Raw genomic sequence first — 12,838 nt, 5'->3', positions numbered from 1 at the left:
GAGTTGCACCGGTTGCTACCCTAGTTGGTTGGTTTCATCCATCGGTGTAATTGTTGCTTTGTAATCTTTATTATGATTAATTCTTGAAGACTTATTCGAAATATTAATTGGTAGTTTATCCCACTACTTAGGGCGGATAATCTAACATAAACTAAAGTTAACTTACAATCAAAAGGGTGAAGTGTATGACAGTATGCCCAGTCTGCAATGGTTTCCGCGACGTCTATTTAATATGTACCTATTGCGGCGAACCTATGCTGGAAAACGGCCGGATTATGGATTTTTATGATAATTATAGTCCATATATGGAAATTGATTTAATGAAAATGGAGGATGGCTATTCCGACACAAATTCAGGACAAAATTGTCCGCATTTATACCGCTGTCCATCCTGCCATCATGATGAAATCATATTGATAAAAGAATAAGCCCCCGTTCCCAGATAGGGACGGAGGCGTTAGAAATGATTTTATGGTCTGATTCTTAATTCTGTATCAACATCAAAGAAATGAGCCTTGTTTAAGTCAAATGCTAAGTCTAATTTATCACCTGGTTTAACATCGGCACGTGAATCAAGCCTTGCGACGAAGTCTTGATCGCCAATAGATGAGTAAACCATTAACTCGGCACCGGTTAATTCTGCAACATCGATATTAGCGGTAATTTTTGTTCCAGCAGATGCCTCAATGAAAATAGGTTCATCATGGATATCTTCTGGGCGGGTCCCAAGGATGATTGATTTTCCAACATAGCCTTGCTCGCGAAGGAATTTCATCTTACCTTCCGGAACAGCGATAGCGGTTTTGCCAATGAAAAATTTGCCATCTTCAAGTTTTCCATGGAAGAAATTCATTGCTGGCGAACCAATAAAGCCACCGACAAACACATTTTCCGGCTTTTCATAGACTTCTTTAGGCGAACCAACCTGTTGAATGACTCCGTCTTTCATAACAACTAAACGGGTAGCCATTGTCATGGCCTCTGTTTGGTCGTGAGTAACATAGATGGTTGTTGTATCTAAGCGGCGGTGCAGTTTAGCAATCTCAGCACGCATTTGTACACGAAGCTTGGCATCAAGATTGGATAACGGTTCATCCATTAAGAATACCTTGGCATCACGGACAATGGCACGGCCTAATGCTACACGTTGGCGCTGACCGCCTGAAAGAGCTTTTGGTTTCCGAGTTAAATATGCTTCTAAGCCAAGGATTTTGGCAGCTTCCTGAACACGGCGGTCAATTTCGGCTTTTGGAAATTTACGCAACTTCAATCCGAATGCCATGTTATCATAAACTGTCATATGCGGATAAAGGGCGTAGTTTTGGAATACCATCGCGATATCGCGGTCTTTCGGAGCGACATCGTTTACTCTTTTGCCATCAATGTAAAAATCACCTTTTGAAATGTCTTCAAGTCCAGCAATCATGCGAAGTGTAGTTGACTTACCACAGCCAGACGGACCAACAAAGACGATAAATTCCTTATCCTCGATATGTAGATTGAAATCTTGAACAGCGGTAACTTTATTATCATAAATTTTAAAAATATGATCTAATTTTAACTCTGCCATGTGAATTACCTCCTTGTTTTTCTTGTTAATCTCAGTTTACAGGTTCAGGGAGGAAAAAAGTATGGACAGGTTGCACAAAAAATGAAAACGCTTTTTTGGGCACATTGTTTACTTATGATTCTGTTCAAACAGGAGGCAAGCTAAAAAGACAGTAAAGGCCCCGTGAAAATCCTTTAAGCCAATTCCAGTTTTTTCGCAAAATTTATCAATCCGATATTGGAGGGTGTTTCGGTGAATATACAATCGTTTCGCAGTTAAACTAGCATTTAAATTGTTTTCTAGAAAAATCTTGACGGTCGAAAACAATTCCGGGTCATCCTGGAATAGTTCGATTACCTCTTGGTTGACTTTGTGCTTTAATTCCTCGGGCAGATGATGTGCTAAAAAAGCAGGAAAAACCCGTTCAAATGTAAAGATATGCGGGTTGACCAAATTGTTCATCCCAAAAGAAAAGTATTCTTGCTCCTGACGGAATTTTTCACGGAGCTCCAAGGTAAAAGAATGTAGTTTCCCAATGAAAAATGAAATTTTTACATAAAAATCGCTTTCTAATGTTTCCGACATCGAAATTAGTTCTTCTTCTGAAAGAGAAATTTGTGTTTTCTCTTCAATTACAATACCCCTGCTTCCGTTTTCCCAAATGATTAGTACATCCTCAGTAAAAAAGCCTTTTAAAGCGGACTCCATTTCAATTTGATTCGCATCATCGCTGCTCATATGGAATTGAATCAACCGAAAACTCGTTTCAGATGGGTAACTTGGAAGAGGACCGTTCGAAAATAGAAATTCATACCAGCCATTTGAAGCGGAATGATTGGCTGTTGTTTGAACCTCAACTAGTTTGAAAATCGTTTTAAGGAGGTTTAGTTCTTTTTCACTTACGTCTGTTTTAGGAATGCCAATCCACTCATTCTCTGCTTCGTTACATAAGATATACAATTGGTCAGCAGGGTTCTCAGGTTGATTAAGAAACATAATGGCATTCTCATATATGGACAATAATTTACTTAACATCGGTCATTTTCCCCATTATCAAAAATTTTCTTGAAATCTATTTCTATTATACCAGTAAAGACTGACAATAAAAAAAGGCTGAGCCTTTGGGATAAAATTGCCGGCTAGCCTTTATTGATACTTAATGTTTATTCGCATTCATACGGTGGTTGTTCTTCAGTTAGTTCACGTGCTTCTTCAATATTTGTGGAATCGTGACGTGCGTGGACGGAACCGCCTGACATTCCTTCATTGATCATCCGGTCAATATCCAGATAGACTTTATCTCTTCCTTCATAAACAGAACCTTGTACAGCTAGCTTATCTTTATCTTTTTCCAAGACAATCAATCCTTTCGCAACTATATTGTTAGTTTGTGGAAAGGTTAATCGAACTATTCATAAACGTGATAAAGCATTAATTCATGGATTTGGCTTGTTAATGCGTCAATATCTTTTTGTTCAGGTGTATTTGTGGTGAATTCAATTTTTCCTGTTTGGTGATAGATTCCTGTATACCTTTGCTTTTTGTAATAAAAGGAAAAGTTCCAGCCGGGAATATTTTTATTTTCAAATAATGGCTTGAACTGAAAATGCATCAACACTTACCTCATCCCCTTGCCTAGTACTGCCTCTAGCTTACCTTGTTTAGGAAATAATTTAAACAAAATTAATACTGGTTTCCTGTTAATTGGAGGAACAGGCGGCAGAGGTTGGCTATTTTCCTTTCTTCAATCTCCGTCTCATCGAAGCTCATCGGCTTTGAATTGGCTTCATAGATATAATACTGGCCAGTTTTACTTACGCCTGCGTCTATTGAAAACTCGCCAAAAAAGCCGAATTGTTCCGATAAGGCTTCACCGACAAAAGGAACAACGGTTTGAATGAACTGATCATGTTCTGTTGATTGTAAAAGCTCATATGGAAGCAGTCTGCCTCCGGTGGGAATATGGGTCGTAATCTCTTGTTCCTGAGCCTGCCTAATCCCGACCCCTGTAAGCGTATAACCGTTATCCTCAGCATGAGCAAGAATGCGAAAATCAAAGCGGTAACCCTCAAATTCGGCTGAATTAATTTCTTCTTGGGCCAAATAGTTTTTCTTAAAAAGCTTTTCCTTCCAATTTTCCCAGAAATAATCAAAGGATTTGTAGGATTCACTGTGTTCAACCCCTTCAAGTTGAAATTCTGAAGGGTTCTTCAGCTTGAGCCGGAAAATACCTTTTCCCTTTGCTGATTGCCTGGGTTTTAAATAAATAGTTGTATGTTTTTTCAAAAATGACCACAGGTCCTTTTTATCCTCGACAAGGATAGTTTGCGGTAAAAATTTTTGTACCACCGTGTGATTTTTCAATAACTGATAAAGCTCATATTTATCGATAAAACAGGGATTAAAAAAAGGGATATTGTTTTCTTTTAACCTGGATATCAAAGCTTGGAAGGGTTCATTTTGTTCTGATTTCCGAAATGGAATTCGGTTATAAACAAGGTCTGGATAAGGGAATTTATCCTTTATCCAACGGTTTTTATCAAGTGCAAACGTGTAGCCAATAATAAAATCCTTTGTCGTTCCTTCAGGAGTAAAGACAAAGCTTACTCCATTTAATGAAATAAGCTTTTTTTGCAATTCGATAAAAAGCGGGCCGTTGCCTGCAATGGAGCCATTCGCTTTCTGTGCTGTTAAGATTCCAATCAGTGGGCCTGGTGAATTATTTTTCATTTGAATAGTTCCTCAGGATGTAATAATGCTTGCTCCGTTAGAAAAACAGCATAGGCAATTGATAATTTGCGTGTTAGGAAATCAACTTCTTTCAATTCCGGATGACTAAAAATCGATCTGCCCGGCTTGGAATTCGCTTCAAAGAGCCATACATTCCCTTTACGGTCGATGCCTAAATCAAAACCGATCTCGCCAATAATGCCTTCAATATTTCTGTCTAACGATTTACTAAGCTGAAGTGCTGCACTGGTCAGCTTTTCGAAATATAAATCAGCTTCTTCCTTTGGGAAAATTTCTGCGAGTGTTTTAATATCTCCACCACTACGGGCATGCGTAGTCACGCTTCCGTGCCCGGCAATCTTCGCTGCGATTGCGGACACCTGCCATTTACCGTAGTCATCCTTATTAGTATGGACACGAAAATCAATCGAGCGAGTCTCGTTTCGAAGCAAGGAAATGCCCCGCTGCACTATCATTTTTTCTAAGGATTGATGTGCAAATACAGATTGAAACAACCTGTCTAAACTGACAAATTTACGTAAGCGATTTATATAAGCTTCATCCTGATAGCGACAATAATAACTTCCAGATTGTTTGTCGAAAATCACCTGATGAATCCCTAATCCAAGACTGCCGTTTTTTGGCTTAATAAAAATATGGCCATATTTAGCCAGCATCGTTTCGATGGCTGCAAAGGAGGTAAACGGCTGAGTCTCTGGGAGGTATTCAGTAACCTGAACATCCCTTAGCAGGAGTTCATAAATATCAAGTTTATTGAAAAATCCAGGATTGTACCACGGAATCAGGTATTCTTTTTGTAATCGGTCTCTTACTTTCATCAATTTTGGGTTGCTCTCACTTTTTCGATTGGGAAGACGGTCATAAATTACATTTGGAAAAGGAACCTCAATCGTTTTCCAAGCGTGATTTTGAAAAAAGTACCCTTCTATCGTTCCTTGCTCCCAATCAATATGCTGCTCCCCGAAAACAAACGCGAGAGCGCCGACTGTTTTATTAACCGAAAGGAGTTTTGAAAAAAACAATGTACGTTCGCCGATTGGCTGCAAGGGAATGGACGAAAATCCTGCCGTGAAAATACCAACGAGCGGACCAATATAAAGACTTTGGTTTTCGATAAAGGCATGGAGCGGGATAGTGAAATCGGGAAACTTGATTACCTTCTGAATTTTCCTGCTGATCACAATGCGGTCATTTTCATCAGGGTGTGGGAAAAAGTCAACAGCAATTGATTTGGAGCCAAAAGCGATTCGCTTTATCTGTTTATCCCGAAGAATGGCCTTAGGACAGAACACAACCATTTGATCATTTTGAGCAACCTCAATGAGATAATGTTGTCTCATAATAGCTCTTCCTTTCATGCGGAGCCGTTTCGGAAAGGTATTTGCCATAAAGCAGCGGATTTAGGTGGATGGACTCCTTTAAATCTGGCCGTGTTTGCAAGAGAACCTTTCTTCCAGGTTTGGAATTGATATCAAGGACCCAAATCGATCCATTTTTGGCGATGCCAATATCTACCCCAATCTCAAATAATGGCATAAATTCTTTTTCAAGCAGGGGAGGTAGGCTGGTAAGAATGTAGTCTAATTCCTGGCGAATATATTCCCCTTTTACGGGTGGAAGTGAAGTCAGCCAATCTGTAAACGTGATGACGGTTCCACCTGCACTTAAGTTTGAGAGGAGACCCCCTGTACTACCAATCCGAATTCCCCTGCCGAGTTCGCCCCAGATTCCATGTGCACTTTTTTGCAACAGAACACGAATGTCAAAGGGCTGGAGTTCATTGTTCGACAGTTCCAGATAAGGCTGGAGCAGAAAATCACGCTGCTTGATTAATGGTTGCAGCCATTGAAGGAGTTTTGCCTCATTTGGGAAAATCCGTGAAATGATTTTCTTCTGTTTTTCTGTCTTTACATGAAAGGATTTGTCGTTTTTTTTCAAATAATAAATACCATAGCCTTGAGAACCATTAATTGGCTTTAAAATTATCTTTTTCTTGGCCGCTAATTCTTTTAGAATGATTCCAGTATCTGAAACGGATTGGGTTTCAGGCAAATAGGAGGCTAAACTAGAGTTTCTTAACGATTTATGGATTTCAAGTTTATTAGGTAATCCATAGCCTAAAAAAGTAATATCATTTCTGCTTTTCAACCAAGAAACAATCGGAAGGCATTGTTTGGAATGCTCATCCTCACCGTAAAAACAGCGGTCGTAAATGATGGATGGGATTGGCAATTCATTCTCCAGCCAGCAATTTGTCATTGAATCAAACTTTTTCCCTTTTACCTGAAGTGTATGCGGATTGATATCGGAGGGAAGGAAACGGAATACCTCCATTTCGCACGATTCAGCATGTCTGGCAATTTCATTTATATAAGCATGTTCGCTTTCCATATTCAACGTCATAATGCCAAATGTAATCATTTTAATGTCACTCCTTTAATGGCTTGGTTTCAAAGCCAAGCTGCGTACAAAATTGAATAATCGCCTTTGCGGACGGTCTTATTTTTCCAACATCATCCTCGAAGTTTTTAGAAGGCTTGGAATTCACCTCGATTATCCAAATCCTCCCATCGAGGTCGACGCCGATGTCGATGCCAAGTTCTCCAGTTATTCCTGCTGAGTTACTGCCAATAACCGTAGCCGTTTCAAGCGCCAATTCCTTCATCAGTTCGAGTGTTGCTAAAGATTTCTTTCCGCCGAGACAAGTCCCTAATGCCGTCAACGGTCGTGTAATGGTTCCGCCTCTAGCAATATTGGAAACAAACTCCCCATTAGCAGCAATTCTTGCCACAGTTGATGTGATTTTCCAATGGTTAGTAAGACTTTTATGACATAAAACCCTAAAATCCATGGCACAAGCCTGATTTGTAACTAAATCAAGTCCCTGCTGAATAATATAAATCTGATTATGAAGGATTGGTTTTACCAGCTGATAAATTTCGTCTAGGGTAACTCCCTCCCCAACGGTATCAATCTGACTTGTTATTGAGGATTGAAAAGTGTAGTAATTTTCCCTTTCCTTTTTCACTTTAATAATGTTCCTGCCTTGACTGCCATGTATCGGCTTAAGAAAGACAGTTTCGTATTTTTGGATGAAATCATGCAGGTGTTCCTTTGAGAAGAGTTTTGTCTCGGGAATATAAGCCAAGAGCTGTTTCTCATTGCTTAACTGCTCATACACTTCCCATTTAGAAAGAAAACGGTCATTAAAAATCGGAATCGTTAGTTGTTCCAGCCGTTTGCGGAACTGTTTATAGGACTCCTTTTGTTCAAGCCTTCTGGAATGGATGCGGTTGTAAATCACATCAGGCAGGGGGAGTTCAAATGGATGCCATTTTCCGTCCATAAGGTAATATGCTTCGTTTAAAAATTGGTCATAAGCAAAGACGTAAAAAAAACCACCCTGCTCCGATATACCGTGATGAAGTTCCTCGCAAAAGGAATGGATAGAACGAAAGTGAAGATCTTCCTGCCTATTTGAGGTGAAATTAGTAAGTAAACCGACCACTGGACCAAGCTTCAGGGTATGGCTATCTGCCAGGTACATGGCCTGAAACTTATAGCATTGAAGCGGCAGACAAAAATCTGTTATCATGTTTGCCGGGAAAATCAGCTCATTTGCAGCCATTTCTACTGTTTGTAAGGTTGTAGTGATTGTTTTTTGCCCTAGCGTGATGTTCAAATCCTGGTGTGCTCCTATTTTTAATTGGATAAACAATTGGTTGGACATTTGTACAATGAAGTTATTTCTTTCTGTTGGTTTCCCGGGCACAATCTTAATGGGGGTTAAAGATAATGACATAATCACTCCTCATTTGTGTAAAAATAGGCATTCGCTGATAGTATCGTATGTGAAAATAATTTAGATGGTGATTTGAACATTCTCGCATTTAAACGAATAGTTTGTTATAGTTGTGAAGAATTGTTACCAAAAAAGGAGTGAACCTAATGGCAGTTAATTTGTATGATTCCGCCTATGCCTTAGAAAACGCGATCCGACAAAGTGAAGAGTATGCTCAATTAAAGCAGGCGTACAGTGAAGTGAATGCCGATCCGGCCTCAAAGCAAATGTTTGACGGGTTCCGGCAAATTCAAATGAATCTGCAGCAAAAACAAATGATGGGCCAGGATATTTCTGAACAAGAAATACAACAGGCACAGTCAACAGTGGCACTCGTGCAGCAGAATCCGAAAATTGCCCATCTTATGCAAGCGGAGCAGCGGATGAGCATGATAATTGGTGAATTAAATAAAGTCATTATGAAACCATTAGAAGACCTATATGGTCAAATGTAAGACTTCATACTAAGCCCTTGGTGCCAAACCGGGGTTTTTCTTTTTCAATCGGATGGTCATCTCCTCTGTTCTATAAATGAGTGAAAAGTCATAAAAGTGATATAAGGGTAATTTCACCAAGAACAGGGGGCAACATAATGATTTATCGCTTACTTGCGTTAAATATTGATGGCACGCTTCTTCAAACAAATGGAAAAATTCATAAGTCAACAAAGGAAGCGGTTGAATATGTACAGCAAAAAGGAATTTATGTAACACTTGTAACCTCGCGCAGCTTTCCTTCAGCAAAAAAGGTTGCTAAGGCGTTAAAAATAAAGTCACCATTGATCACACATCAAGGCGCCTATATTGCAAGTACCGCGGAAAAGCCGATTTATGTGAAAAGGATTAATGAAAACATTACCTATGATGCAGTTAGTTTTTTAGAGGCATTACCGTGCCAAATCCGCTTAGTCACTGAACAATTTTCTTTAGCGAATAGGTTAAAGCTTAACAATCATTTGTTGGCAAAAACGGTGTTTACTTCAGGCGACCCTGTTTTCTATTCCCAGCAATTTGTTTCATCACTAAGTGAATATTTACATGACCAGCCGGTTACTCCTCCCAAGATTGAGGTTTATTTTGAGGATAAGAGTGATTTAAAGGATGCAAAAAATGCTCTAGGTAAAATGTTTACCGAGATTGAAATAATCGAGCTGGATTCCTTACGTTTGGATATTGTTCCTGCCGGAGTTTCAAAGTTAACAGGATTAACTTACCTAGGAAAGCAGCTTGGAATCCGCAGGAGTGAAATGGTTTATATTGGTGATGGTCTGGATGATATTCCCTTAATAGAAGCAGCAGGTCTTGGTGTTTCGATGTGGAACGCTGATTTCGAGGTGAAAAGGGCATCGGATTGGATAACCAGGTCCAAAAATGAAAATGGTGTTGCCTATATGGTTAAGGAACACTTCCGCAAACAGCAGCCAATTGAGTTTTTAAGAAAGATGAATATCATAAAAAAGTAAATTTTGAAGATATCAACGGCAGCAGCAGCCGTTGATATTTTTATGTAAAAATATACCAGCTTATTGACCTTGTTTTTGCAATTCGGTACACTTAAGGAAGTTTACTATTGAAAGGTGATATCATTGCGAATTTCGATAATAGGGTTAGAGGATGAAAGATTTAATCGACCGCTCCAGCTGATTGCTAATTTGTTTTTTGAAGAATCAAAGATTATATATGCAAATGCGGAAGAAGCGGATATTCAGATACAATTCCATTTGCAAATTCAGGAAAATATTTCTGTTTCTGCTGAATTAAAGGACAACCTTGGAAAAATATTTGCCGCCGAATACCAAAAGGAATTATTCCGGGCGGGGTCTGAAAAGGAAAAATTCAAACAAATAAAAAATGCTGTTGCCCATGTTTATTTAACCGTCCTGCAGGATTTGACAGGCATTAAGCAAAAGTGGGGCATTCTTACTGGAATCAGACCGACGAAATTGCTTCATCGGAAAGTCCAAGAAGGTATTCCATTAGAGGCTGCCCATCAGCAATTAAAGGCCGATTATTTAATCACTGATGAAAAGATTGAGTTGATGCAGCAAATTGTCGACCGCCAGCTCAGCGTTGTTCCTGACCTATATTCGCTGCAAAAAGAAGTCAGTATTTATATTGGAATACCCTTTTGTCCGACGAAATGTGCGTATTGTACTTTTCCTGCATACGCGATTAACGGACGCCAAGGATCGGTGGATTCCTTCCTTGGTGGCCTTCATTATGAAATGAAGAAAATCGGTGCCTGGCTGAAGGAAAAAGGTGTCCGGATTACAACAGTCTATTATGGTGGAGGAACCCCGACCAGCATAACGGCTGAAGAGATGGATATGCTTTATGAAGAAATGTACATGTCGTTTCCTGATGTTGAAAACATCCGTGAAATTACCGTGGAGGCGGGGCGCCCGGATACGATTACCCCTGAGAAATTAGATATTTTGAAAAAGTGGAATATCGACCGGATCAGTATTAATCCACAATCGTATACGCAAGAAACGTTAAAAGCGATTGGCAGACACCATACTGTTTCCGAAACGATTGAAAAGTATCACATGGCTCGTGCAAGCGGCATGAACAATATCAATATGGACTTAATTATTGGCTTGCCAGGTGAGGGTGTCTCTGAATTTACCCATTCGTTAGCTGAAACGGAAAAGCTGATGCCTGAATCCTTGACCGTTCATACTTTATCGTTCAAGCGTGCTTCGGAAATGACCAAGAACAAGGAAAAATACAAAGTGGCGGACCGGAATGAGGTTGAAAAAATGATGGAGCTTGCTGAGGTCTGGACGGCGGACCATGGCTATACACCATATTACCTTTATCGGCAAAAGAACATTCTCGGTAATCTTGAGAATGTCGGTTACTCACTTCCGAATCAGGAAAGCATCTATAACATTATGATTATGGAAGAACAGCAGACAATTATCGGGCTCGGCTGCGGGGCAGCTAGCAAGTTTATAGATTCGGTTACCGGAAAGATTACCCACTTTGCAAATCCGAAGGACCCTAAAACCTATAATGACAGCTTTGAAGCTTATACAGAAGATAAAATAAAAATTCTAGATGAGTTATTTTCAGAGAAAGGTTCTCCTGCTTAATTTAAGCAGGAGTTTTTTTCATATTGGCGTAAACAATGACAAAAGTGGGATTAGCGATGGAAACCAAGAAAACTTGGTAAGTTCGGCCGTTTATAAGAGGTATAAGCTACCGAAACTGAGAAATGCCGCTGTCTTCGGTAGCTTATAAAGGGTATAAGCTACCGAAACTGAGAAAGTCGAGCAAGTTCGGTAGCTTATAAAGGGTATAAGCGACCGGAACTGAGAAGGTCTTGTAAGTTCGGTAGCTTATAAAGGGTATAAGCTACTGGAACCGAGAAAGTCGAGCAAGTTCGGTAGCTTATAAAGGGTATAAACGACCGAAACTAAGAAGGTCGAGTAAGTTCGGTAGCTTATAAAGGGTATAAACGACCGAAACCGAGAAAGTCGTGTAAGTTCGGTAGCTTAAAAAGGGTATAAACGACCGAAACTGAGAAGGTCGTCCAAGTTCGGTAGCTTAAAAAGGGTATAAGCTACCGAAACCGAGAAAGTCGTCCAAGTTCGGTCGCCAATAAAGAATATTTAACAAGGATACTTACCTAATTTACTCATAATAGGACCATTTACCATATCCTATTTGTTTAAAGTTTTTCTTAAGAATCCGCCCAATCATTTTTTTTGATTCGATTATCATACACCAATGATAGACTTCATTCGTAGTGATTTTTCTATCGGGAAAGAGAATTTTAATTCCTCCACAATCCGTAAAACAGCCAATTCAATTTCCTCTTGATGATTGCATTTCTCACAAACTATTTTATTTCTCCTGACAGATAGCGAAAATGAACAACACGATGGACAAAATATCCGCTTTTGCACCTGGTCATAATTATATGGAGGCAATCTGGTATTTACCGATTCAGTTTTGTGAAGTGAAATTAGTTGGTCAGCAAGCTTTTCGTGGGTTCCATATAATTTAGATGGAACCATGTTCAATTTTTGCATAAAACGATTAAGTTGGGTAGGATAAATAATTGGAAAGCTGCGTGGGGCTTGTAAAAGGGTCAGCTCGGGGTTGATATAGACCAAGTAGGCTTCAACATGTAAATTAACACGGAGTTTTTGGAGTAATTGCCGGAATAGGGATTCACACCGTCTTAGCTGCATCAGAGGATCCTTGGCTTCATCTCCATTTGCATAATAAAGTTTTTCATTTTCATAGTAGTAGCCGCCTTCGAAATTTTTCACATCAATTAGGTAAATCGACTTTTGAAAAATAATACTTGTGTCGATTTGAAATTCACTGTTGTTAACCTCTAGAAGCAAACCATTTAAGACTAAACATTCATTCTGTAGCTTCTCCGTTAACAAATCAAACTTTATTTCTCCTTCAAAGCCCTTCTCAAGGTTTTTATAGTTCTTCTTTTCTTGCTGGGATAAAATCTTTCGCAAATTTAGCGACCGCATAACGATCAATTCCTTTGGTAGCGGGCGGGGCATTTTAAGCATAATCCATCATCCTTTTGATTATTATTTCTAAATATAATTTTATTAAAGATTGCCGCTGAGACCAGTACAAACTTTGACTATTTTGTTAACTTTTATTATTTCAAAAAAGGTTGATAAATTTGTTCTGCAAAGTTATTTTTGACTGACAAATTTA

At 39.3% G+C, this 12,838-nt stretch carries 13 protein-coding genes; 4 read left to right on the top strand and 9 right to left on the bottom strand.

From position 1 onward, the window contains the following. The first annotated feature begins 185 nt into the window (after positions 1–185). Positions 186–428: a hypothetical protein gene (locus ACFVSW_RS04215; RefSeq protein WP_387312572.1), complete on the top strand. Its 243-nt coding sequence runs from the start codon at positions 186–188 to the stop codon at positions 426–428. 41 nt (positions 429–469) lie between these two features. On the opposite strand, the gene ACFVSW_RS04210 is transcribed toward ACFVSW_RS04215, so the two are convergent. The 8 genes from ACFVSW_RS04210 to ACFVSW_RS04175 all read right to left on the bottom strand — a co-directional run bounded on the left by ACFVSW_RS04210 (position 470) and on the right by ACFVSW_RS04175 (position 8,102). Next, complete coding sequence (locus ACFVSW_RS04210; protein ID WP_387312569.1) at positions 470–1,570, bottom strand: ABC transporter ATP-binding protein; 1,101 nt, start codon at positions 1,568–1,570, stop codon at positions 470–472. Positions 1,571–1,678: 108 nt separating this feature from the next. Further along, entirely contained in the window at positions 1,679–2,584 is a 906-nt protein-coding gene (locus ACFVSW_RS04205) for a PucR family transcriptional regulator (RefSeq protein ID WP_387312566.1), read from the bottom strand. Positions 2,585–2,712: 128 nt separating this feature from the next. After that, positions 2,713–2,904, bottom strand: a complete 192-nt coding sequence (locus tag ACFVSW_RS04200) for a hypothetical protein (RefSeq protein ID WP_387312716.1) — start codon at positions 2,902–2,904, stop codon at positions 2,713–2,715. Positions 2,905–2,957: 53 nt separating this feature from the next. Beyond that, on the bottom strand, positions 2,958–3,167 hold the full coding sequence (locus ACFVSW_RS04195) for a YheE family protein (protein ID WP_387312563.1): 210 nt from the start codon (positions 3,165–3,167) through the stop codon (positions 2,958–2,960). Between the two features lie 65 nt (positions 3,168–3,232). Then, on the bottom strand, positions 3,233–4,279 hold the full coding sequence (locus ACFVSW_RS04190) for a YheC/YheD family endospore coat-associated protein (RefSeq protein ID WP_387312560.1): 1,047 nt from the start codon (positions 4,277–4,279) through the stop codon (positions 3,233–3,235). Further along, positions 4,276–5,640: a YheC/YheD family endospore coat-associated protein gene (locus tag ACFVSW_RS04185; protein ID WP_387312557.1), complete on the bottom strand. Its 1,365-nt coding sequence runs from the start codon at positions 5,638–5,640 to the stop codon at positions 4,276–4,278. Before ACFVSW_RS04185 ends, ACFVSW_RS04190 begins: the two co-directional genes overlap by 4 nt. Further along, the gene (locus ACFVSW_RS04180) at positions 5,618–6,721 is read right to left on the bottom strand and encodes a YheC/YheD family endospore coat-associated protein (RefSeq protein ID WP_387312554.1); all 1,104 of its coding nucleotides are present in this window, start codon (positions 6,719–6,721) and stop codon (positions 5,618–5,620) included. The genes ACFVSW_RS04185 and ACFVSW_RS04180 overlap by 23 nt, the downstream gene beginning before the upstream one ends. 7 nt (positions 6,722–6,728) lie before the next feature. Then, on the bottom strand, positions 6,729–8,102 hold the full coding sequence (locus tag ACFVSW_RS04175; protein ID WP_387312551.1) for a YheC/YheD family endospore coat-associated protein: 1,374 nt from the start codon (positions 8,100–8,102) through the stop codon (positions 6,729–6,731). A gap of 146 nt (positions 8,103–8,248) precedes the next feature. On the opposite strand from ACFVSW_RS04175, the gene ACFVSW_RS04170 reads away from it, so the two are divergent. The 3 genes from ACFVSW_RS04170 (at position 8,249) to ACFVSW_RS04160 (ending at position 11,238) form a co-directional block, all read left to right on the top strand. Further along, positions 8,249–8,596, top strand: coding sequence for a YlbF/YmcA family competence regulator (locus ACFVSW_RS04170; RefSeq protein WP_387312548.1), 348 nt, complete (start codon positions 8,249–8,251; stop codon positions 8,594–8,596). Positions 8,597–8,733: 137 nt separating this feature from the next. After that, positions 8,734–9,603 carry a Cof-type HAD-IIB family hydrolase gene (locus tag ACFVSW_RS04165; RefSeq protein WP_387312546.1) on the top strand — a complete coding sequence of 290 codons (870 nt, stop codon included), beginning with the start codon at positions 8,734–8,736 and terminating at the stop codon, positions 9,601–9,603. A gap of 123 nt (positions 9,604–9,726) precedes the next feature. Next, positions 9,727–11,238 (top strand): coproporphyrinogen III oxidase, encoded by a 1,512-nt coding sequence (locus ACFVSW_RS04160; RefSeq protein WP_387312544.1) that lies wholly within the window; start codon positions 9,727–9,729, stop codon positions 11,236–11,238. Between the two features lie 627 nt (positions 11,239–11,865). Here the strand turns inward: ACFVSW_RS04160 and ACFVSW_RS04155 are convergent. After that, on the bottom strand, positions 11,866–12,684 hold the full coding sequence (locus tag ACFVSW_RS04155; RefSeq protein WP_387312542.1) for a nuclease-related domain-containing protein: 819 nt from the start codon (positions 12,682–12,684) through the stop codon (positions 11,866–11,868). Positions 12,685–12,838: the final 154 nt, after the last annotated feature.

Source organism: Neobacillus sp. NPDC058068, from assembly GCF_042885335.1.
GTDB lineage: Bacteria > Bacillota > Bacilli > Bacillales > Cytobacillaceae > Neobacillus.
The sequence above is the reverse complement of the archived record's forward strand: the minus strand, read 5'-3'. Positions and strand labels throughout refer to the sequence as shown.